The 20,259-nt window shown below is 73.6% G+C and carries 23 protein-coding genes; 14 read left to right on the top strand and 9 right to left on the bottom strand.

Going from position 1 to position 20,259, the window contains the following annotated elements:
• The first annotated feature begins 16 nt into the window (after window positions 1–16).
• Window positions 17–1,051 carry an LLM class flavin-dependent oxidoreductase gene (locus ACERZO_RS04765; RefSeq protein WP_372662238.1) on the top strand — a complete coding sequence of 345 codons (1,035 nt, stop codon included), beginning with the start codon at window positions 17–19 and terminating at the stop codon, window positions 1,049–1,051.
• Window positions 1,048–1,680: an NADPH-dependent F420 reductase gene (locus tag ACERZO_RS04760; protein ID WP_372662235.1), complete on the top strand. Its 633-nt coding sequence runs from the start codon at window positions 1,048–1,050 to the stop codon at window positions 1,678–1,680. The genes ACERZO_RS04765 and ACERZO_RS04760 overlap by 4 nt, the downstream gene beginning before the upstream one ends.
• On the opposite strand, the gene ACERZO_RS04755 is transcribed toward ACERZO_RS04760, so the two are convergent.
• Window positions 1,661–3,025: an MFS transporter gene (locus tag ACERZO_RS04755; RefSeq protein WP_372662232.1), complete on the bottom strand. Its 1,365-nt coding sequence runs from the start codon at window positions 3,023–3,025 to the stop codon at window positions 1,661–1,663. The genes ACERZO_RS04760 and ACERZO_RS04755 overlap by 20 nt on opposite strands.
• Before the next feature lie 96 nt (window positions 3,026–3,121).
• On the opposite strand from ACERZO_RS04755, the gene ACERZO_RS04750 reads away from it, so the two are divergent.
• The 4 genes from ACERZO_RS04750 to ACERZO_RS04735 all read left to right on the top strand — a co-directional run bounded on the left by ACERZO_RS04750 (window position 3,122) and on the right by ACERZO_RS04735 (window position 5,772).
• On the top strand, window positions 3,122–3,637 hold the full coding sequence (locus ACERZO_RS04750; RefSeq protein WP_372662229.1) for a winged helix-turn-helix transcriptional regulator: 516 nt from the start codon (window positions 3,122–3,124) through the stop codon (window positions 3,635–3,637).
• 68 nt (window positions 3,638–3,705) lie between these two features.
• Window positions 3,706–4,263, top strand: a complete 558-nt coding sequence (locus ACERZO_RS04745) for a TetR/AcrR family transcriptional regulator (RefSeq protein WP_372662226.1) — start codon at window positions 3,706–3,708, stop codon at window positions 4,261–4,263.
• Between the two features lie 10 nt (window positions 4,264–4,273).
• On the top strand, window positions 4,274–5,017 hold the full coding sequence (locus tag ACERZO_RS04740; RefSeq protein WP_372662223.1) for a cupin domain-containing protein: 744 nt from the start codon (window positions 4,274–4,276) through the stop codon (window positions 5,015–5,017).
• The gene (locus ACERZO_RS04735) at window positions 5,014–5,772 is read left to right on the top strand and encodes an SDR family NAD(P)-dependent oxidoreductase (protein ID WP_372662220.1); all 759 of its coding nucleotides are present in this window, start codon (window positions 5,014–5,016) and stop codon (window positions 5,770–5,772) included. The genes ACERZO_RS04740 and ACERZO_RS04735 overlap by 4 nt, the downstream gene beginning before the upstream one ends.
• Before the next feature lie 4 nt (window positions 5,773–5,776).
• On the opposite strand, the gene ACERZO_RS04730 is transcribed toward ACERZO_RS04735, so the two are convergent.
• Window positions 5,777–6,439, bottom strand: a complete 663-nt coding sequence (locus tag ACERZO_RS04730) for a Rieske (2Fe-2S) protein (protein WP_372662217.1) — start codon at window positions 6,437–6,439, stop codon at window positions 5,777–5,779.
• A complete protein-coding gene (locus tag ACERZO_RS04725) occupies window positions 6,436–7,011 on the bottom strand; it encodes an RNA polymerase sigma factor (protein WP_372662214.1) in 576 nt (191 codons plus the stop codon). Before ACERZO_RS04725 ends, ACERZO_RS04730 begins: the two co-directional genes overlap by 4 nt.
• A gap of 216 nt (window positions 7,012–7,227) precedes the next feature.
• On the opposite strand from ACERZO_RS04725, the gene ACERZO_RS04720 reads away from it, so the two are divergent.
• Window positions 7,228–8,499 carry a vanadium-dependent haloperoxidase gene (locus ACERZO_RS04720; protein WP_372662211.1) on the top strand — a complete coding sequence of 424 codons (1,272 nt, stop codon included), beginning with the start codon at window positions 7,228–7,230 and terminating at the stop codon, window positions 8,497–8,499.
• A gap of 2 nt (window positions 8,500–8,501) precedes the next feature.
• On the opposite strand, the gene ACERZO_RS04715 is transcribed toward ACERZO_RS04720, so the two are convergent.
• The 3 genes from ACERZO_RS04715 to ACERZO_RS04705 form a co-directional block, all read right to left on the bottom strand.
• The gene (locus ACERZO_RS04715) at window positions 8,502–9,815 is read right to left on the bottom strand and encodes an alpha/beta hydrolase (protein WP_372662208.1); all 1,314 of its coding nucleotides are present in this window, start codon (window positions 9,813–9,815) and stop codon (window positions 8,502–8,504) included.
• A gap of 94 nt (window positions 9,816–9,909) precedes the next feature.
• Window positions 9,910–10,368: a MarR family winged helix-turn-helix transcriptional regulator gene (locus ACERZO_RS04710; RefSeq protein ID WP_372662204.1), complete on the bottom strand. Its 459-nt coding sequence runs from the start codon at window positions 10,366–10,368 to the stop codon at window positions 9,910–9,912.
• 42 nt (window positions 10,369–10,410) lie between these two features.
• Entirely contained in the window at window positions 10,411–10,923 is a 513-nt protein-coding gene (locus ACERZO_RS04705) for a MarR family winged helix-turn-helix transcriptional regulator (RefSeq protein WP_372662201.1), read from the bottom strand.
• Window positions 10,924–10,970: 47 nt separating this feature from the next.
• Between ACERZO_RS04705 and ACERZO_RS04700 the strand changes: the two genes are divergently transcribed.
• Window positions 10,971–11,402, top strand: a complete 432-nt coding sequence (locus ACERZO_RS04700; RefSeq protein WP_372662198.1) for a DUF6069 family protein — start codon at window positions 10,971–10,973, stop codon at window positions 11,400–11,402.
• 10 nt (window positions 11,403–11,412) lie between these two features.
• Here ACERZO_RS04700 and ACERZO_RS04695 read toward each other — a convergent pair whose 3' ends face one another.
• Entirely contained in the window at window positions 11,413–12,525 is a 1,113-nt protein-coding gene (locus tag ACERZO_RS04695; RefSeq protein ID WP_372662195.1) for an FAD-dependent oxidoreductase, read from the bottom strand.
• A 63-nt stretch (window positions 12,526–12,588) separates the two neighbouring features.
• On the opposite strand from ACERZO_RS04695, the gene ACERZO_RS04690 reads away from it, so the two are divergent.
• Entirely contained in the window at window positions 12,589–13,275 is a 687-nt protein-coding gene (locus tag ACERZO_RS04690) for a TetR/AcrR family transcriptional regulator (RefSeq protein WP_372662192.1), read from the top strand.
• Between the two features lie 88 nt (window positions 13,276–13,363).
• The gene (locus tag ACERZO_RS04685; RefSeq protein ID WP_372662189.1) at window positions 13,364–15,004 is read left to right on the top strand and encodes a CotH kinase family protein; all 1,641 of its coding nucleotides are present in this window, start codon (window positions 13,364–13,366) and stop codon (window positions 15,002–15,004) included.
• Here ACERZO_RS04685 and ACERZO_RS04680 read toward each other — a convergent pair.
• Window positions 15,001–15,873 carry a DUF3616 domain-containing protein gene (locus ACERZO_RS04680; RefSeq protein WP_372662186.1) on the bottom strand — a complete coding sequence of 291 codons (873 nt, stop codon included), beginning with the start codon at window positions 15,871–15,873 and terminating at the stop codon, window positions 15,001–15,003. The genes ACERZO_RS04685 and ACERZO_RS04680 overlap by 4 nt on opposite strands.
• Window positions 15,874–15,919: 46 nt before the next feature.
• Entirely contained in the window at window positions 15,920–16,642 is a 723-nt protein-coding gene (locus tag ACERZO_RS04675; protein WP_372662183.1) for a TetR family transcriptional regulator, read from the bottom strand.
• A gap of 89 nt (window positions 16,643–16,731) precedes the next feature.
• Here ACERZO_RS04675 and ACERZO_RS04670 point away from each other — a divergent pair, with 89 nt between their 5' ends.
• The 4 genes from ACERZO_RS04670 to ACERZO_RS04655 all read left to right on the top strand — a co-directional run bounded on the left by ACERZO_RS04670 (window position 16,732) and on the right by ACERZO_RS04655 (window position 20,259).
• Window positions 16,732–17,190, top strand: a complete 459-nt coding sequence (locus ACERZO_RS04670) for a glycogen operon protein GlgX (protein WP_372662180.1) — start codon at window positions 16,732–16,734, stop codon at window positions 17,188–17,190.
• A gap of 150 nt (window positions 17,191–17,340) precedes the next feature.
• Window positions 17,341–18,288, top strand: a complete 948-nt coding sequence (locus ACERZO_RS04665; protein WP_372662177.1) for a GNAT family N-acetyltransferase — start codon at window positions 17,341–17,343, stop codon at window positions 18,286–18,288.
• 130 nt (window positions 18,289–18,418) lie between these two features.
• Window positions 18,419–19,096 (top strand): signal peptidase II, encoded by a 678-nt coding sequence (locus ACERZO_RS04660; RefSeq protein ID WP_372662175.1) that lies wholly within the window; start codon window positions 18,419–18,421, stop codon window positions 19,094–19,096.
• Window positions 19,097–19,164: 68 nt separating this feature from the next.
• Window positions 19,165–20,259, top strand: coding sequence for an ANTAR domain-containing protein (locus ACERZO_RS04655; protein WP_372662172.1), 1,095 nt, complete (start codon window positions 19,165–19,167; stop codon window positions 20,257–20,259).

Here is a 20,259-nt window from a genome sequence, read left to right as displayed (position 1 = left end):
AACCAAAGGAGCCATCGTGACTGACGTGGAATTCGGGCTCGACACCTTCGGCGACGTCCCGGAGGACGAGGCCGAGCGCCCGCTCTCCCCCGCCGCGGCCATCCGGCAGGTGGTCGAGGAGGCCGTGCTCGCCGACGAACTCGGCGTCGACGTGCTCGCGCTCGGCGAGCACCACCGGCCCGAGTACGCGATCTCGACCCCCGAGACCGTGCTGGCCGGCATCGCCACGCGCACGTCGCGGATCCGGCTGTCATCGGGCGTCACGGTGCTGAGCTCGGACGACCCGGTCCGCGTGTTCCAGCGCTTCGCGACGGTCGACGCCCTGTCGAACGGGCGCGCCGAGGTCATCCTCGGCCGGGGTTCGTTCACCGAGTCGTTCCCGCTGTTCGGCTACGACCTGAGCGACTACGACGCGCTGTTCGAGGAGAAACTCGACCTGTTCGTGCGGCTGCTCGACGAGAAACCGGTGACCTGGCGAGGAACCCTGCGGCCCCCCTTGGAAGACGCCGACGTCCACCCGAAGACCGAGAGCGGGCGGCTGAGCACATGGGTCGGCGTCGGCGGCTCGCCCCAGTCGGTCATCCGCACCGCCCGCCACGGCCTGCCGCTGATGCTGGCGATCATCGGCGGGCCGCCCGGGCGGTTCGCGCCGTACGTCGACCTCTACCGCAAGGCGGCCGCGCAGTTCGGGACGACCGCCCACCCGGTCGGCATGCACTCCCCCGGCTTCCTCGCCGACACCGACGAGCAGGCACGCGAAGTGTTCTGGCCGCACTACCGCGTGATCCGCGACCGGATCGGCGCGCTGCGGGGCTGGGCCCCGATCCGGCGCGAAGAGTACGACCAGGAGATCGAGCACGGTTCGCTGTACATCGGGTCGCCCGAGACGGTCGCCCGCAAGATCGCCCGCGCGGTCGCGGAGCTGGGCGTCGGCCGGTTCGACCTGATCTACACCGCGGGAGCCCAGCCGGTGAGCGCCCGCCTGCGCGCGGTGGAGCTGTACGGCGCCGAGGTGATCCCGATGGTGCGCGAGCTCTTGGCGGCGGAATGATCCTCGGGATCCTCGGCGCGGGCAAGGTCGGCACGGTCTTGGCGCGCCTCGCCCTCGCAGCCGGGTACGACGTGCTCGTGGCCGGCTCCGGGGCACCGGCGAAGATCGCGCTCACCGTCGAAGTGCTCACCCCCGGCGCGGTCGCGGTGACCGCCGGGGAGGCGGCGGCCAAGGCGGACGTCGTGCTGCTCGCGCTCCCGCTGGGCAAGTACCGCACGCTCCCGGCGGCCGCGCTCGCCGGCAAGCTGGTCGTCGACGCGATGAACTACTGGTGGGAGGTCGACGGCGTCCGCGCCGACTTGCGCGAGTCGACCAGCGAGACGGTCCAGGCCTTCCTGGCGGGTGCGCGCGTCGTGAAGGCGTTCAACCACATGGGTTACCACGACCTCGAAGACGAGGCCCGGCCCGCGGGCACCGCGGGCCGCAAGGCGATCGCGCTCGCGGGCGACGACCCGGCCGACGTGGCCCGGGTGGCCGAACTGGTCGACGCCTTGGGCTTCGACCCGGTCGTCGCCGGTCCGCTGGCCGAAGGCGTGCGCCTCGAGCCCGGCGCCGAAGCCTTCGGGGCGAACGTCGGCGCGGCCGAGCTGCGCGCCATGCTCGATCGGTTCACACCGCCGCCGGCGTGACGCGCTTCGCCCGGGCCGTCAGCGCCGCGATCGCCGCCGCGCCCACCAGCGATACCGCGATGCCCACCACCACCGCGACGTTCCACCCCGCGGTCAGGCCGGCCGGGGACGGGTGGACGGCCAGCACGCTGACCACCGTGACGCCGAGCGCCGCACCGACGTAGCGGCTCGTGTTGTTGATGCCGCTGCCCATCCCGGTCCGGTGCGGCGGCACGCTCGCCACCGCTTCACGCCCCAGGGACGCGTTCACCACGCCCGTCCCGAACCCGGCCACCACCAGGCCCGGCAGCAGGAACGCCGGACCCGAGGCCGGGGTGACGAACGCGAGCGGCACCAGCCCCGCCGCCACCACGAGCAAGCCGGCGCTCAGCCGCGCGCCGCCGGAGATCGACGCCGGGAGCCGGCGCGTCAGCACCGCCGAGACCACGCTCGTCGCCGACCAGGCGAGCACCACCAGCGCCGCTCCCAGGGGGCTCAGTGCCAGCCCGTTTTCGAGCATCGTGCAGAGGAACGCCATCAGCGCCGTGACCCCGGCGCCCGCCACGAACGCGCCGGCCGCCGCCGACACCAGGGCCGGGCGGCGGAAGAGGGTCAGGTCGAGCATGCCGCCGCCGGAGCGGTTCTGGTGGGCGAAGAACGCCGTGAGCAGCACGACCGCCGCCGCGATCAAGGCGAGTTCCAGGGGTTCCGTCCACCCCTGCCGGCCTTCGGTCAGCGCGGCCAGCAGTGCCGCGAGGCCGCCGCCGAGCAGCAGCGCGCCCGGCAGGTCGACCGTCCGCGCGCGGTCCGACTCGGACTCCGTGAGCAGGACCCGCCCGAGCGCGGCGACGCCGAGCGACAATCCCGCGATCACGACGTAGAGCACGCGCCAGCCGTGGTCGAGGGCCGCGCCGGCCAGCGGGCCGATCGCGATGCCCGCACCCAGGCAGGCGCCCCACAGTCCGGTCGCGCGGGCGCGGCCGGCGGCGTCCGGGAACGCCGGGCCGAGCACCGCGAGCCCGCACGCGATCAGCGCGGCGGAGCCGAGGCCTTCGACCACCCGGCCGCCGATGAACGTCAGCGGCCCGGGCGCGACCGCGCACAGCACCGACCCGGCGGCCGTCACGAGGGCACCACCGACGAAGACCCGCCGCCGGCCGAAGTCGTCGCCGATCGCGCCGGCCGGCAGCAGCGCGACGGCCAGCCCGAGGCTCATCGAGCTGAGGATCCACGACGTCGCGACCGCGCCCGCCCCGAGCCCGCCGGCCACCGCCGGGACGATCGACAGCGGCGCGGTGAAGACGAAGAGCGCGAGCAGCGTGCCGCCGCCGGAGGCGACGAGGACGGCTCCGGGGCGGCTGGCCATGCGGACTCCACATTTGATTCAGTGACCGAACTCTTTCGTCGCGCAGACTAGCACGGTTGGTTCGATGAACGAACTCTTCTGTGGCAGACTGGACCCATGGCGCTGCCCCGCGAGTACACGAACCAGACCTGTTCGATGGTCCGCGCACTGGAGATCGTCGGCGAGCGCTGGACGCTGTTGATCGTCCGCGACGCGGTGTTCGGCGTCCGCCGCTTCAGTGACTTCGTCGAGCACCTCGGCATCCCGCGCGCGGTGCTGACCGAACGGCTGGAGTTCCTCATCGGCGAAGGCGTGCTGGAGCGCGTGCCCGGGCCCGGCAAGCGCAGCGAGTACGAGCTGACGGCGAAGGGCCGGGGGCTCTGGCCGGTCGTCCGCGCCCTGTCGGCGTGGGGCGACGAGCATTACGCACCGTCCGGCCGGCGCCGCGTGTTCGTCCACGCGGGCTGCGACGGCGAAGTCGCGCAGTCGGGGACCTGCCTGCGCTGCGGCGAGGACGTGGCCCTCGCCGAGACCGTGATGACCCCGGGCCCGGGCCTGACGCCCTCCCCGGCAGACGGCCAGGTCAGCGCCATTCTTTCGCAGCCGCGCCCCTTGCTGCAGCCCATCCACTGAGCACCCGCGCTCACTACGGCGAAGACGACGGCTGGCTTCTGTACCTACTAGTATGTACAGTGCTGACCGTGGACACCAGGGACCAGCTCATCGACAGCACCCGCGAGCTGCTGTGGGAACGCGGGTACGTCGGCACCAGCCCGAAGGCCATCCAGCAGCGCGCCGGCGCCGGGCAGGGCAGCATGTACCACCACTTCTCCGGCAAGCGCGAGCTCGCGCTGGAAGCCGTGCGGCGCAGCGCGGACGAGCTGCTGACCGCCGCCGACGGGCAGCTGCGCGGGCCCGGGACCGCCGTCGAGCGGATCACCGCGTACCTGCGTCGCGAGCGCGAAGTGCTCCGCGGCTGCCCCATCGGCCGGCTCACCCAGGACCCCGAGATCGTCGCCGATCCGGAGCTGCGCGCCCCGGTCGACGCCACGCTCACCCGCCTGCGCGCGCGGCTGGCCGAGGTCCTCGACGAAGGCCGGGCCGCGGGCGAGCTGCCCGCCGGGCTGGACCCGGCCGCGGTGGCCGCCACCGTCGTCGCCGTCCTGCAGGGCGGTTACGTGCTCGCCCGCGCGGCGAACGCGCCCGAACCCTTCGACCAGGCCGTTTCCGGTGTCCTCGCCCTGCTCACCGTCCACTGAGGAGTCTTTCGTGCACGTCCGGCCCGTCCCGCAGACCAGCACGCCCGCGCCCGCCGACGCGATCAGCGGCAGCGCGTGGATCACGTCGCTCGCCGTCCCGGAAGGCCCGTCGCGCACGCGGGTCGACCGCGTGCAGTTCGCGCCCGGGGCACGTACCCGGTGGCACCGGCACCCGCTCGGCCAGGTCCTCGTCGTCACCGACGGCACCGGGTACGTGCAGCGCCGCGGCGGGCCGGCCCAGCTGGTCCGGCCCGGCGACACGGTCCGCGTCGACGCCGGCGAGTGGCACTGGCACGGCGCCACCGACACGACCGCGATGACCCACTTGGCCATCGAAGAAATCCCCGGGGACGGCACCGCGACCGAGATCGGCGACCCGGTGGCCGGTGGCGAACCGGCGCCCGTCGCGGCCGAGCCCGTCACCCGGACGCTCGTGCTGGAACAGCGGCTCCCGGCCCCGCGGCCGGTCGACCTCGTCGAGGTCCGCCGGATCACCATCGCGCCCGGCTACGGCGCCGGCCTGCACGTCCACAATGGACCGGTGTTCGGCAGCATCGAGGCCGGGTCGGCCGTCTACCAGATCGAAGGCGAGGCCGAGACGCTGCTGCGGCCCGGAGACGTCTTCTACGAACCGGAAGCGACCCGGATCGCCCGCTTCGACGCGCAGGAGGACGGCGTCACGTTCCTCGCCCAGTTCCCGGTCGGCCCGGGCGAAACCCCGCGCCTCGACCTGATCGAGGAGGAGGGCCGGTGAAGGGCGTGCTCGTGACCGGGGGCTCCCGCGGAATCGGCCGCGCCACCGCGAAAGCGTTCGCCGCCCGCGGATACCGCGTGGCGGTCCACTACGGCACGCGCCGCGACGACGCCGAGACGACGCTGCGCGAACTCGAAGGTTCCGGGCACGTGTGCCTGGCCGGCGACCTGGGCGACCCGGCGGCGGCACGGCGGGTCGCCGACGACGCGGCCGCGGCGCTCGGCCGGGTCGACGTCCTGGTCAACAACGCCGCGCAGGCCCCGACCGAACGGACTCGCCACGCCGTCGCCGAAGCCGGCTACGACCAGTGGGTCGAGGTGTGGCGGCGCACGGTGGAGGTCAACCTGCTCGGCGCCGCGAACGTGACGTGGGCGGTGGCCCGGCACCTGATCGAGCAAGGACGCCCCGGCAGCGTCGTCAACGTCGGTTCGCGCGGGGCGTTCCGCGGCGAACCGGAGCACCCGGCCTACGGCGCGAGCAAGGCGGCGCTGCAGGCGTTCGGCCAGTCGATGGCGATCGCCCTGGCGCCGCACGGGATTTCGGTGACGTCGGTGGCGCCGGGGTTCGTCGCCACCGAGCGCCAGGAGACCAAGCTCGCCGGTCCGGGTGGCGACGAGCTGCGGGAGCAGAGCCCGTTCGCCCGGGTGGGCACGCCCGAGGACGTCGCCGCCGCGATCGTCCACCTGGCCTCGCCGGAAGCGGCGTGGAGCTCGGGAGCGATCCTCGACGTCAACGGCGCTTCGTACCTGCGCTGAGGGGTTACGCCCCGGCGGGCGGGACCAGCACCTCGACCACTCCCCCGGCCTCGCGCACCACCAGGTGCGGCAACGGCGGCGGGGTCACCGGCAGCTGGTGCACCAGGACCGCGCCGTCCACCGCGAACGACGTCCGGTGGCACGGGCAGTTCAGCCGCCGGGCCGGGGCGTCCAGGTCGAGGCGGCAGCCGAGGTGCGTGCACGTCGCCGAGACTGCGCGTACCTCGCCGCCCGTGCGCTGCACGAATCCCGCCACCGCGCCGAAGTCGAAGGGCAGCACCCGGCCCTCGGGCAGGTCGTGGGCCGCCACCACCGTCCGCCACTCGCCGTTTTCCGGGCGGAGCACGTCATCGGCGGCCGGTTCTGCCCCGGACGTCACCAGGTACTCCACGCCGGCGCCCGCCGCGGCCGCCACCGCGGCGGCCGACGAGACCTGGAGGAACCGGCGCCGGTTGCCGGCCGGCGCGGGGTCGCCGAGCTCCCGGGCGAGCCTGCGGTGCAGCCCGGCGACGAACTCCTCGCCCGCCGCGCCGGCACCCGGCCGCGCGGCGCGCAGCAGCACCGCGGTCCGCAGCTCGGCCTCGTCGCCGGGGCCGGCCGCGAACGCCCGCGGCCGGCGCCGGCGCAGGAGGTCCTTGACGAACCGGCGGACACCTCGAGTCGTCACGGCTCCATCCCTTCCGCCACCTGGGCCGCCTGCCGCAACGCGCGGTGCTGCAGCACTTTCGCGTTGCCGACGGTGGTGCCCAGCTCCGCCGCCGCCTCCTTGAGCGAGCACGCCTGGAGGAACCGCAGCCGCAGGATCCGGCCGTACCGCTCGGGCAGCTGCGCGAGGATCGCCTCGGCGCGCGCCGGCGTCCGCGGGTCGATGGCACCGGCTTCGAACGCCGCGATGTCGCGTTCCTCGTCGAGCGTGGTGATCTCCCGGCCGAGCGTCCGCCGCCAGTGCCCGGCCAGCACCGTCCGCGCGGTGGCCAGCAGGTACGCCCGGACCTCGCCGACACTCGCCGAGACGCGCAGCGGCCGCAACGCCGTCAGGAACACTTCGGTGGTGAGGTCTTCCGCGTCGGGCCGGTTGCCCACCTTCGAAAACATGAGCCGGTACAAGCGATCGACGTTGTCGCGGTAGACCGCCTCCCAGTCCGGGTAGCCGTCCGCGCCGACCGCGTGCAGCCGCGGTCTCGGCGCCGCTTCGTCCTGTTCGGCGCTTTTGCGCCGGAACCGCTGTGCCACCGGCACCGCCCGCCTTCTCCCCTGCCGAATTCTCCCGCCACCTGAGGGATACGGACCAGGGTTACGGATCCGGCCGAAAGCAGGCCCGTCCCCCGGGCGATGCGCGACTGCCGCTCGGAAGTCATCGGGCCGTGGCTGTGGCCGGATCGGTAACCAGCGGCGCAGTCGTCGTAACCGGTGAACGTATCCGGAAGCGGACCATCCGCCGAACCGGGGAGAGAAATGACCACATCGATGTCGCGCCGGCAGCTGCTCGTCACGGGCGGGGCGGCCGCCGCCGTGCTCGCCACCACCGGCCTGCCGGTGCCCGCCGCCGCGGCGGCGCCGGTCCGGTGGGGCGGTGCGGACGTCGTCCTCGCCTGGAACCGGGAGCTGCTGGCCACCGTGCGCACCGCGGGCCTGCAGCCCGCGACCGTGCACCCGACCCGCAGCTTCGCGTTGCTGCACGCGGCGGTGCACGACGCCGTCGTCGCGACGACCGGGACCGGGCGGCCCTACCTGTTCACCGTCGACGTCCCGGGCGCGGCGGACCCCGAAGCGGCCGCGGCGCAAGCCGCCCACGACGTGCTGGCCGCGCTCTACCCCGCTCGCGCGGGCGAGTTCGCGGACGTGCTGGCCGGCCAGCTGGCCCGCGTGCACCCGGTGGGCCGGGCCGCCGGCGTGCGGGCCGGCGGGCTCGTCGCCCGGCTGCTGCTGGGCCTGCGCGCGAACGACGGCTCGGCCGCGGTCCCGCCGACGATCCCCCCGGGCACCGCGCCGGGGCGGTACCGGCCGGCACCGCCCGCGTTCGCGCCCGCCGCGTTCACCCACTGGGCCGCCGTGACGCCGTTCGTGCTCGACCGCGCCGACCGGTTCCGGCCCGGCGCCTACCCCACGCTGACCGGCGCCCGGTACGCGAAGGCACTGGGCGAAGTGGCCGCGGCCGGGCAGGACACCAGTACCACCCGCAGCGCGGACGAGACCGTGCAGGCGCGGTTCTGGGCGGCCCCGATCTGGAACTACTGGAACGAGATCGCGCAGTCCGTCGTCGGCGGTTCCCGGGGCGGCCTGGTCGTTGCGGCGCGGGTGTTCGCGCGGCTGAACCTGGCCTTCGCCGACGCCGTGATCGCGTTCTACGAAGCGAAGTACCACTACCGGATCTGGCGGCCGATCACCGCGATCCGCCTCGCCGGCGCCGACGGGAACCCGGCGACGGACGGCGTGCCGGACTGGTCGAGCCTCGCCACCACCCCGGCCGACCCGGCCTACCCCGGCGCGCACAGCGTCGTCTCGCAGGCGGGCGCGGTGGTGCTGCGCCAGGAGTTCGGGCCGCGGTGGCCGCTGGCCGTCACGTCCGAAGCGCTGCCCGGGGTCCTCCGGCGGTTCGCCACGTTCCAGGACGCCGCCGACGAAGCCGGGCTCAGCCGGATCGTCGCCGGCGTCCACACCCGGCTCGACCACGAAGCCGGGCGGCAGCTCGGCCTCGACGTCGCCGCGGTCGTCCTCCGGTCGTAGCCCTACCGGCGGGCACCGGTCAGCGACGGCGGGTCGAACCGCACGTACCGGCCGGTGCCGCCGGCGGCTTCGTTAAGGCGGCGAGGCTCCGCGACGTCGCCCCACCGCCCGGTCTCGATCCGCGACTCCAGCGCGTGCAGGGCCGCGATCGTCTCCGACGTCCGGAACGCGCAGTGCCCGGTCGCGCCGACGTAGGCCTGGCGCAGCAAGGCGCCGGCGCCCGCCCGGTGCACCTGCTTGCCGTACCAGTCTTCCTGCTCCACCGGCACGAGCTGGTCGGCGACCGTGTGGATGTCCAGCGTCGGGACGCGCAGCCGGCCGGTCACCGCGGACGTGCGCGCGAGGGTGCGCACGGCCTGGGGATCCGGCCGGATGTCGGCGTCACGGGTCAGCGTCGCGAGGTCGGCGTCGAGGTCGAGGCCGGCCGCGCGGTAGAGGGCGCGGACCTGGCGGGCGTGGCTGCTGCCGGCCAGCAGCGCGCGGTAGTCGACGCCGGCGGTGAACGCGCTGTTGCCGCCGGCGGCCAGCTCGATCTGGTACCGGCCGGAGACGACGAACCCGAGCACGAACTGCGAAAGTTCCTGCTGTTGCTGGACTTCCTGGCCGGCGTAGTCGGTGGGGGCCGGCGGTGTCGCGCCGGTGAACCAGCCGGGCTCGTTCATCAGCGCGGCGGCGAGCGCGATGCGCGCCTGCCCGGCGGGCGTGGCCTGCGCGTCGGTGGCGATCTTCGTCAGCGCGGCGGCCGACGCGCTCGCCTCGGCCGGGCTCGCGAACCGCACGAGCTTGACGTCCTGCGCGGGCGCGAGGAGGTGGGCCAGCGCGTATTCGCCGTCCAGCTGGTAGTTGTTCAGGTTCAGGCCCCCGGCCACGAGCCCGCAGGTGCTCAGCACGCCGTCGAGCCCGCCGCGTTCGCCTTCGAGGGCGCTGACGAGGCCGCCCATCGAAGTGCCCCACGCGATCGTCCGGCGCGGCGGGCCGGTCAGCCGCTCGACCGCCGCCAGCGCGCCGAACTGGTCGTCGACGGCGGAGGCGAGCGCCCACCACGACGGGCCGCTGTAGGACGAGCCGACCAGCGCGTACCCGCCGCCGAGCAGCGCTTCCCGGGTTTCGTCGTCCGGCGCGTCCTGCGCGGTGAGCGGGCCGAACCCGTGGCTGTAGAGGATGGTCGTGCCGTTCCAGGCGGCCGGCACGTCCGCCACCCAGGTGGCCCCGTCCGGCAGCTGCCCCGTGTGGTGTTCGCTCGTGGCCGCGGCCGCGGCCGCCGGGGCCAGGCCGGCCGCCAGCAGGATCGCGCCGAGCAGCGCCAGAACGCGCATGGTGGTGCCCCTCACCCCGGGCCGCGGTGCCCGGCTCGATGTCGCACCGAGAGTCCCACGCCGGCCCGGAGATGTACAGGTTTCCTGTATTTTTTCAGTGCGAGGGACGGTCGGCGAGCGCGGCGTGGCACGCGACGACGTACGCGCGGAACCGGGCCGCGTCCCGCGGAGCAAGCTGCGCGAGCATCCGTTGCTCCAGCGCGGCGACGTCGTCGCGGACCCGGTCGAGGACCTCCTGGCCGGGGCCGGTCAGCCCGATCACCCGCCGCCGCCGGTCCCGCGGATCGCCTTCCCGCGCGATCAGGCCCCGCCGTTCGAGCGCGACGACCATGTCGGCCATCGCCTGGTCGGTGACGAAGGAGTTGCGCGCCAGTTCGGCGGTGGTCAGCCCGGACCGCCGTTCCAGCACCGTGAGCGCGGTGTACTGCAAGGGGGTGAGCGTGACCGGGCGGAGCACCTCGTCCAGCCGGGCGCGCACGGCGAGCTCGAGCTGCTTCACGAGGTACAGCAGGCCGGGGCCGGCGGCCTCCGGAGCGGGAACAGGCTGGGACACGGACCCATGGTGACCGACGGCGGGCCCCGGCGCCCGGGCCGGTCAGGCTTTCGGCCGCCGGTGCACCTCGGTGGGCAGCCCCAGGTTCTCGACGACCCGCTCGGCGGCGTCCCCGAGCCGCACGAAGTCGGCGCCGAGGGGTTCGATCACCAGGCGCCGGATGTTCGCCACGTGGTCGGCGGACGCGGCCGCCAGCTGCGCGCGCCCGGCGTCGGTCAGGGTGGCGATCGTGAAGCGGCGGCCCTGGCCGGTGCACACCTTCCGCGTCACCCACCCGCGGTCCTCCAGCCGGGCCACCGCGTGGGAGATCCGCGGCAGCGACCCGTTGGCCATCTCCGCGATCTCGCTCATCCGCAGGCTGTTCCCCGGCACCACCGACAGCCGCGCCAGGATCATGTAGCCGAGCAACGTCAGATCGGCGTCCCGCAGCAGCTGGCTTTCCAGCGCTCCCGGCAACGTGAGCAGTACCTTCGCCAGGTTGACCCACGCCCGCCGCTCGTCATCGCCCAGCCGGTCGAACGGCTCCACCGCTTCGTGCACGCTTGACTTTAACACGCAACTCAAACTACCTTTGGGTTTAACACGCAACCCAAGGAGGAGCGATGCCGACCACCGCCACCCCGAGCTCCGCCACGGTCGTCCGCCTGGGGATCGCCCTCGTGGCGGCCGCCGCCGTGAACACCCTCCTCGCGCTCGGCGCGTCCTCCCTCGACGAGGGCGGGATCGGCATGGGCCTCAACGCCGGGTCCTACCTGCCGGCGACGGTCATCGGGCTGCTCATCGGCACCGCCGGCTGGTTCCTGATCGCCCGCCGCGCCCCGAAGGCGCTGCGGGTCGTCGTCCCGGTGGCCCTGGTCGCCACGTGGATCCCGGACCTGCTGCTGTTCACCGCGGGCGCGACGGCGGCCAACGTGATCGGCCTGATGCTCATGCACCTGACGGTCGCGACGGTCGTCGTCCTCGCCCTCCGGCCGACCCTGCCGGACTCGGCTCCGGCGCCGGCCGCGGGAGACGTCCAGCAGGCCCGCGGCTGACGCGAACGGGTCACTGATTCCCCTGCGTGAACATGGCGACCAGCCCGTGGGGTGAGTCGTCGCCGAAGAGCAGCTCGTGGAGCTCGTTACCATCGGCGGCCGCCTCCGCGCCGCGGGGGAACATGGCCCGCTCGAACTCCCCGAGTGCCGTCTCGACGTCGTCGTGCCCGGCCAAAGCCAAGGCCAGCTCGGCGCCGTCGAGCATCGCCAGGTTCGCGCCTTCGCCGTTCGGGGCCGCGAGGTGGGCGGCGTCGCCGATCAGCGTCACCCCCGGTACCCGCTCCCACCGGTGCTCGACCGGCAGGCTGTGCAACGGGCGCAGGACCGGCGCGGTGTCGGCGTCGGTGATCAGCGCGGTGAGTTCGGGGGCCCAGCCCTCGAACTCCCGCGCCGTCCGTTCGACGGCCGCGGCCGCGTCGCTGAAGTCGCCGAACCACTCGATCGGGTGGGTCAGCGCGACGTAGGTGTGCAGCGTGCCGCTCTTCTCCCGGTGGGCCTGGATGCCCTTGCCCGGGGCGAGCGCGAGCAGGGCCCCGGCGCCGACCGCCTTCGCCGCGGCCGGGTGCCGGGTGTCGCTGTCGTACAGGAAGGTTTCGACGTACGACCGGCCGATGTACTCGGGTGTCGCGGGCGAGAGCAGCGGCCGGACCTTCGACCAGGCGCCGTCCGCGCCGACCAGCAGGTCCGTGGTGACGGTGGTGCCGTCGGCGAACGCGACCTCGTGCCGGCCGCCGCCCAGCGCGCGGGCGCCGGTGACCTTGTGTCCCCAGTGGACGGTGCCGTCCGGGAGCGAGCCGAGCAGCAGCCGCCGCAGCTCGCCGCGGGGTACTTCGGGGCGGCCTCCGGTGCCGTCGTCGGTTTCGTCGTGCAGGACGACGCCGTCGCGGTCGAGGACGCGGGTGGCCTCGTGGCCCGCCAAGACCAGCCCGCGGAATTCGTCCGTCAGGCCGGCCGCTTCGAGGGCGACCTGGCCGGTGCCGACGTGGATGTCGAGCAGGCCGCCCTGCGTGCGGGCGGCCGCCGACGGCTCGGCCTCGTGGACCGTGGCCGCGATGCCGTGGACGTGCAGGACGCGGGCGAGGACGAGACCGCCGAGCCCGGCTCCGATGATCGTGACGTTCATGATGCCTCCTTCTGGAATGTCATTCCATGTTGGAACAACGTTCCAGATATGTCAAGATGGGGCATGGCACCACGGACCCGCCGGCGCACCGAGGCACTCAGCCGGGAACGGATCGTCGAAGCGGCGGTCGATCTGCTCGACACGACCGGCGAGGCCGGGCTGACCTTCCGGACGCTGACCGAGCGCCTCGCCACCGGTGCCGGAGCGATCTACTGGCACGTGGCGAACAAGGGCGAGCTGCTCGACGCGGCGACCGACGGGGTGATCGCCACCGCGCTGGCCGTCGGCTCCCCCGGCTCGCCGCGCGAGGAGATCCGCGCCGTCGCGCTCGGCTTGTTCGACGCCATCGAGCGGCACCCGTGGCTCGCCACGCAGCTGGCGCTGCAGCTCTCGCGCAGCCCGTGGGGCTCGGTGACGCCCCGGATCTTCGAAGGCATCGGCCGTCAGGTCCGCGCGCTGGGCGTGCCGGAGGGCCACCTGTTCACGACGACCTCGGCGCTGGTGAGCTACATCTTCGGCGCCGCCGGCCAGAACGCGGCGAACAACGCGGGCGCCGCGCCCGGCGGGGACCGCGCGGAATTCCTCGACGCCGTCTCGACGGCCTGGGAGGAACTGGACCCGGACGAGTACCCGTTCACCCGGGCGGTGGCGGCCGAGGTGCGCGGGCACGACGACCGCGAGCAGTTCCTCGCGGGGCTGGACCTCGTCCTCGCCGGCATCGCCGCCGTCCACCTGTCCCCGGCCGGGTGACACAGCAACGGGAAAAGGGCGGAACGCGAAATTCGTCGCTGAATTTTCCGCCGGTCCGACGAGGGGAAACCGGTCGTACCATGACGGGATGGGCGCCCAGGAGCAGCAAGCACTCGATTCCCTCTACGAGATCGACAATGTGCTGACGGTCGAGATCACGCTGCCGGCGGCCGACTGGGACGCCGTGCGCACCGAGCAGCCGGCCGGCGGGGTGTGCAACTTCGACTGGACCGGCGGAAGCCGTTACACCTGGCGGAAGGCGACGGTCACGATCTCCGGGACCCAGTTCCCCGCGAAGACGACGTTCGCCGACGTGGGGATCAAGAAGAAGTCCTTCTGCGGGTCGATCAGCAGCGGCAAACCCTGTCTGCACGTCGATTTCGGAAAGTTCACCGACGCCAACAAAGCACCGATCCGGGACCTGATCGGGTCGCGCTACCTGACGCTCAACAACTCGGTCCAGGACCTTTCCTACCTCCGGCAGCTGCTGGGCTACCGGCTGTTCGAACTCGCCGGTCTCCCCCATTCCCGGGGAAACTTCGCGAAGGTGCTCGTGAACGGCACGCCGATCGGCCAGGGGATCGCCGGGGTCGACAGCCCGGGCGTCTTCGTGAACGTCGAACCGATCATGCCGCGCTACATCGAGCGCAATTTCCGGCACACCGACGGAAACCTGTACGAGCTGGAGCACAAGGACGACTTCGTCGGCGCCCGGTTCGGCTTCATCGGCGTGGAACCGCTGTCGGAGTTCGAGGACAAGGCGGACCTGAAGTTCGCCATCGACCACATCGCCGCGCACGGGCTGGCCGGCGCGAGCGAGGTCTTCGACCTCGACCAGTTCGTCGAGCTGTACGCGATGGAGTTCTTCCTCAAGCACTGGGACGGCTATTCCCGCAACACCAACAACACCTACGTCTACAACGACAAGGCCGCCGTCGCCGCGCCCGGCGTCGGTGACATCCGGTTCAAGCTGATCCCGTGGGGCCTCGACCAGACGCTGCAGCCGGCCCGGCACTTCCGGATCGACACGGCCGGGCTGCTCGCCAAGCTCGTGCGCGACGACCCGGGCCGCCGCGCGCAGCTGATCGGCCAGATCCGCACCTACCGCGAGAGCGTGTTCGGCCACCAGACCCAGGAAACGGTGCTCAAGCCGCTGCTCGACCGGATGGCCGCCGTGCTGACCGGGCTCGGGGTGCCCGACATGCCCGCGCAGCTCACCGCCGTCCGCAAGCAGCTCCGGCTCGCGGCGTCCGCCGGCTACCTCTGCGGGGGCCTGCCCGGTGCCGAGGGAGCTTACGTCCGCGAAGACGTCACCAACGAGTGCATGCACGCCAGCGGCACCGAAACCTTCGAACCCGGCAGCTTCGAGGTCGTCCACCGGCTGCGGCCGGCGAAGGTCGACGAAGCGGATCTGTGGTGCTTCGACGCGCTCGGCACCGGGAAGTCGCTCGCCGTCAAGGCGTCCGGCCGGTTCCTGCACGCGAGCACGACGTCGTCGGCCCAGGGCCACCGGCTGCTCGCCACGCGCGCGGCCGACAACACCGACCACGCCGAAGAGTTCTCGGTCACCCCGGTGGACCCGCCGGACGACCCTTTCGCCTACAGCGGCTACTTCACGCTGACGAGCGTCCGGACCGGGGCGGGCGCGGCGTTCGCCGCCGATCCGGCGCCGTCCGGGCGGCCCCGCGTCGTCCAGGACCCGGCGGCGTCGAAGCTGTACTTCTCCTAGAGGACCGCGTAACCGCCGTTGTCGTCGACGACGAGGATCTTCCGCTCGCCGCCGGCGGAGAACGTCGTGACGCCTTCGGGTTTCGCGCTCCGGTGGAAGGTGACGTCGAGCAGCCGGACGGCGTCGCCGCCGCGGGGCCACGTGCCGAGGCGGAACGGCGCGTCGTCGTGGCTGGCCGACCGGCCGAGCAGGACCAGGAGGTCGCCGTCCGGCCCGGTGCGGGAAAGGTCGCGGATACCTTGCGCCGCGGTGGACCGCGGGAGCGCGGCCGAGCGCACGGTGGGGTCGCCGAGCGACTCCGTCGTCCACTTCCCGCCGAGGTCGACGGGCAGGTGGACCAAGGTGACGTGGCCGGGGACGGCCGGTCCGCGCAGGCCGAGCAGGAGGGCGCTCGTCTCCGCGTCCCAGGCGAGGCCCTCGACGTTCAGGCCGTCGTCGTCCGGTTTGCGCCTGCCGGGCGCGGCGAGCGAGGGCAGGTGGTCGAGCAGCCAGGCCCGGAACCCGGTCATCGGTTCGGCGGGCAGGTCGCCGTCCGGGCGGTACCGGACGCGCACCAGGCCGTCGTTGACCCGGTTCCGCTCGACCGACAGCGAGGAGGAGACGACGAGGAAGGTCTCGCCGTCGTGGTCGATCCGGGTGAGGCCCTCGGGATCGCTCAGTCCGCCCGCGCCGGCGAGGCGGCGCCGGCGGATGTGGCCGACCGTCTCCCAGTCACCGTCGAACGTCATTTCGAACAACGCGGTGGGGTCTTTGTTGTCGGCGAAGGCGAAGCGCCGCGAACCCGTCCGGACCACGCCCGAGGCGTTGAACGGGTTTTCGCCGTTTCTTTCGCGGAACGGCGTCGGCTTCACGTCTTTCCGCTTCGCCACGGTTCGAGTGTAAACCGGGTTTCGCCCACCTTGGCACTCAGTGCCACTACGGTCGGCGGAGGACCTCCCCGACCTGGGCGACGACCTCGTGCAGCGGCGTCGCCGTGGTCATCACCGCGACGACCGTGGCCGGTTCCGTACGCGGCGCCCGGAAAGCGGCGACGACCAGCGCGAACGCCTCGGCCGCGCGGACCTTGATGTCGTCCTCGCCGCCGGTGCGCAGCCAGCGCCGCAGGACGTGGTTGTTGGCGGCCGCGATGGCCGCGGCGGCGACGGCCGCGCGCAGGCTGGCCGCCGGGTCGCCCTGCCGCTCGTAGCGGGACTGCAGGTAGCGCGCGAGCACGCGCTGGTAGCGGTCGACGGTCGCGACTTCCTTGTCCCGCAGCGAAGGCACCGTGCGCGTCAGGGCGAAGCGCTTGAGCGACACGTCGAGCTCGGTGGCGTAGGAGTCGAGCACGAGGCCGACCGCGTCGCAGGCCACCTCGACCGGGTCGCGCTCGGGGTCGGCGGCGGCGAAGGCGTCTTCCATCTCCGCGACGATCTCGTCGTGGTTGGCGAAGAGGACGTCGTCCTTGGCGTCGAAGTACCGGAAGAACGTGCGGCGGCCGACGCCGGCCGCGGCCGCGATGTCGTCGACCGTGGTGGCCTCGTAGCCGTTGGCGGCGAACAGGTCCACGGCCGCCGAGGCGAGGGCGCGGCGCAGCTGCCGCCGGCCCGCGGGGGTCGCCCCGACCCGGGTGGCCGGCGCGCGGCGCGGCGAATCGGTCATGGCCGGGACGTTAGCAGCCGGGCTTGCTAACGGCACTGAGTGCCGTTAGGCTGGCACTACCCCGCCCCGCGAGTGGAAAGGCGTCGACGATGTCGCTCGACCAGCAGGTGCCTGTCGCGCCCCGTGACCCGGCGGGCGACCGGGTCGACGCCTTCTACGGCCGGCTTTTCGGCTGGCCGGTGAAATGGCGGGGAGTCCACCCGTTCCTGGCCCTGGAAAACGGGATCTGCGCGGTGACGTTGCCCAAGCTGAGCGCCGGCCCGGTCCTGGCCCGGCTGGTGGCGACGGGCTGCCAGGGCCCGGCGATGCACCTGCCCACCCAGCAGGGACCGCGAGTGGCCCTCCTCGCGGAAACCGACGGGCTGATCCCCCCGCGCGACGCGCTGCCGAAGAACGTCGACGTGCTGGCGTGGGGGACGCTGCTGCCCCTGCCGGTCGGCCCGCGCCGGGTCGACGTGGCGACGGAGTGGCTGTCGGCGCCGGATCCGCGGCAGCGGTGGCTCCCGAGCCTGAGCGCGGTGCTGGCGGGGATCCCCGACCGGTTCTAGGGTCGCGCCCAGCCCGAGCAGGTCCGGCCGCGACGCAGTGAATGACCCATTCACTGCGTCCGACGACATGAATGACTCATTCATGTCGTGGGACCAGCCGTCCGAAAACGGGTCGACGACCGCCCCGGGGCGCTGCCACAGTGACCGACCATGGGGAACGCCGAGCTGCTGACCGCCGCGGACGTCGAGCTGATGCAGGAACTGGCGCAGCGGGTGACCGCGGTGCGCCCGGAGCTGGTGAACAGCGACGCCTCCTACGGTGAGCTGGCCTGGAACTGGGGCCGCGGCCACGCCGTCGACGGCGCGACCTGGCCGCGCCGGCTGTGGTTCGCCGACGGCGAGCTCGTCGCGTGGGGCTGGGCCCAGCTGCCCCGCCGGGTGCGGCGCGACGACGGCTCGGTCAAGGACGTCGAAGGCGCGTACCTGGCCTACCAGGTCCACCCCGCGCACGCCGAGCTGGTCGACGAGGTCATCACCTGGTTCGACGCCACCGCGGGCGACGTCGAACGCACGGTGCTGCCGGGGGCGGCCGACGCATTCGGCTTGGCGCGCTGGGCCGCGCACGGCTACCGGACCGACCCGGCCGCGCTCGGCGACACCGGGTCCTGGAGCCAGCTCAACGAGCGGGACCTCGTCGAGATCGAGGAACCGGTGCTGCCGAAGGGTTTCCGGTTCCGCACCGCGGCCGAGGCCGGCCCGGCCGCCGCCGTGCGGGCGCACGTCGCCGCCTGGACCCCGACGTCGTACGACGAACAGGCCTACGACGGCGTCCGGCGGGCCCCCGCGTACCGCGGTGACCTGCACGTCCTCGTCGAGGCCCCGGACGGGACGATGGCGGCGTCGGCGATCCTGTGGCTCGACGAGCCGAACAAGACCGCCGAATTCGAACCCGTCGGGACGCACCCGGGTCACCGGCGGCTCGGCCTGGGCCGCGCGATGCTGCTGCACGGGCTGCGGCGCGCGCGGGACGCCGGGGCCACGCACGCGACGGTCGCCTGCCTGGGCGCGCCCGGGCATCCCGCCGCACGCGGGCTGTACTACAGCGTCGGCTTCCGGGAGCTGAGCCGGGACGTGCCGCTCCTCAAGACCACGGGCTGATTCGTCCACAAAGGACAGATGTTTGACCGGGCGAACGGTGGGGTATTAACCATCCCCGCGAATCCACGCCGCCCCGTCCCCACCCGTCCGGGCGACGGTCGTGGTCGCCCGGCCGCGCTGTGAGGCACCGATGAACCCTGACGGCACCGCCGGGACGCCCCGGCTCGACGCACCGGTCCTCCGCCCGCCGTGGACGGCGTACGCCCTGCTCCTGGTCGTCGCCGCGGACCAGGTCACCAAGGCGTGGGCCTGGCGCGAAGTGCCGCGGACGCGCATCAACTTCGGCGGCAACCCGCTGGTCGGACCAGTCGTCGGCGCGTGGTACGCCGGTCCGGTGACGGGCGCGGTGCTCGACCTCGCCGGCGCCGCCCTGCTGACGGCCGCGGTGCTGCTCCTCCTGCGCCGGCGGCACCCGGTGCTCCTGCGGGCCCCGGCCGCGTTGGCGATCGGCGGCTGGACCAGCAACCTGCTGGACCGCCTCGGGCTGCACCACGTCACCGCGCCGGGCAGCGTCCGCGGCGCGATCGACTTCGTCCCGGTCGGCAAGTACTCGTTCAACGTCGCGGACTTCTTCATCATCGGGGCCACGCTGGCGTTTTCCCTCGCCCACGGCTACCGGTGGGCGACGGCGAGGCTGTCCGAAGCCACCGCCGAGATCCCCTGCCCGCGCCCGCGGCTGCGCACGCCGGCGCGCATCGTGACGGTCACCGGCGCCGTCGCGCTCGTCGCCGCCGTGACGCTCGGGGCGACCCACTACGGCGGAGCGACGCATCCCCCGCGCGGCCACGGGGCGGCCACGACCCGGTGACCGGATGGGTTGGGAACCACCCGCGTGGGTAACCCGTTCCTTCGGACACCGGACGAGGAGGTGGAGCCATGACCGGGCACGTCGAGGTCCTGCCGATGGACGCGGAACAGGCCCTCGTCCTCCGGCTCAGCGGGACGCTCGAGACCGGAACCGCGCCGGCCGCGCTCGCCAGGCTGCTCGACGCGACCGTCACCCTGCCGCCGCCGCACCTGGTGATCCTCGACCTGCGGGACGTCGACACGCTTTCCGCGGCCGGGGTGCGGACGCTCGGCGAGTTCGCCGTGCGCCGCGCGCGAGAGGGGGTCCGCTCGGCGGTCCTGCTCGACCCGGGAGCGCTGAACGCCCGGATCCTGCGCAGCACGTTGCCCGGCGACACCCTGCCCGTGCACGCCAGCGTGGACGAGGCGATCGACAGCCACGACGCCGAGGGGACGTCCGAAGAGCGGCTCGGGGGGCAGCTGGCGGCGCTCACCCGGGTCCTGCTCGACGCCACCACCGTCACCCAGGCGCTGAACCACGTGGTCGCGGCGACCACGGTCGTCGTGCCGCACGCGCGGCTGGTCAGCATCACGCTGCGGGACGCCGCCGGCCGCTTCTTCACCCCCGTCGAGATCCCGGACATCGCCGCCGACCTCGACGACGTCCAGTACCGCACCGGCTCCGGGCCCTGTCTCGACGCCGCCGCCCCCGGCGGCCCCGCCTACTCGCTCGACCAGGACCTCGCGCGGTCCCCGGCGTGGCCGCAGTTCGCCGCCGCCGCGACGGCGCACGGGCTCGGCGCGGTGCTGTCGACGGCCCTGCTGCCGTCGTCCCGCCCGGCGGGGCTCACCGGCGCGCTCAACATCTACGCCCACCGCGACGGCATCACGCCGACCGACCGCCACCGGGCCCTGCTGCTGGCCACGCACGCCTCGCTCGCCCTCGAGCACGCCCGCGTGGCCGAGCTCGCGGAGCTGGAGCGAACGCACTTGCGGCGCGCGGTCGAGTCCCGCGACGTGATCGGCCAGGCCAAGGGCATCCTGATGGCTCGCCAGGGCCTCAGCGCCGACGCCGCTTTCGCCCTGCTCCGGCGCACTTCGCAGGAGCTCAACGTCAAGCTGGGCGAGATCGCCGAGGCCCTCGTGGACAACCGCGGCGCGCTGAGCCCGCCCCGGAAGGACTGA

Source organism: Amycolatopsis kentuckyensis (genome assembly GCF_041679295.1).
Lineage (GTDB): Bacteria > Actinomycetota > Actinomycetes > Mycobacteriales > Pseudonocardiaceae > Amycolatopsis > Amycolatopsis kentuckyensis_A.
The sequence above is the reverse complement of the archived record's forward strand: the minus strand, read 5'-3'. Positions and strand labels throughout refer to the sequence as shown.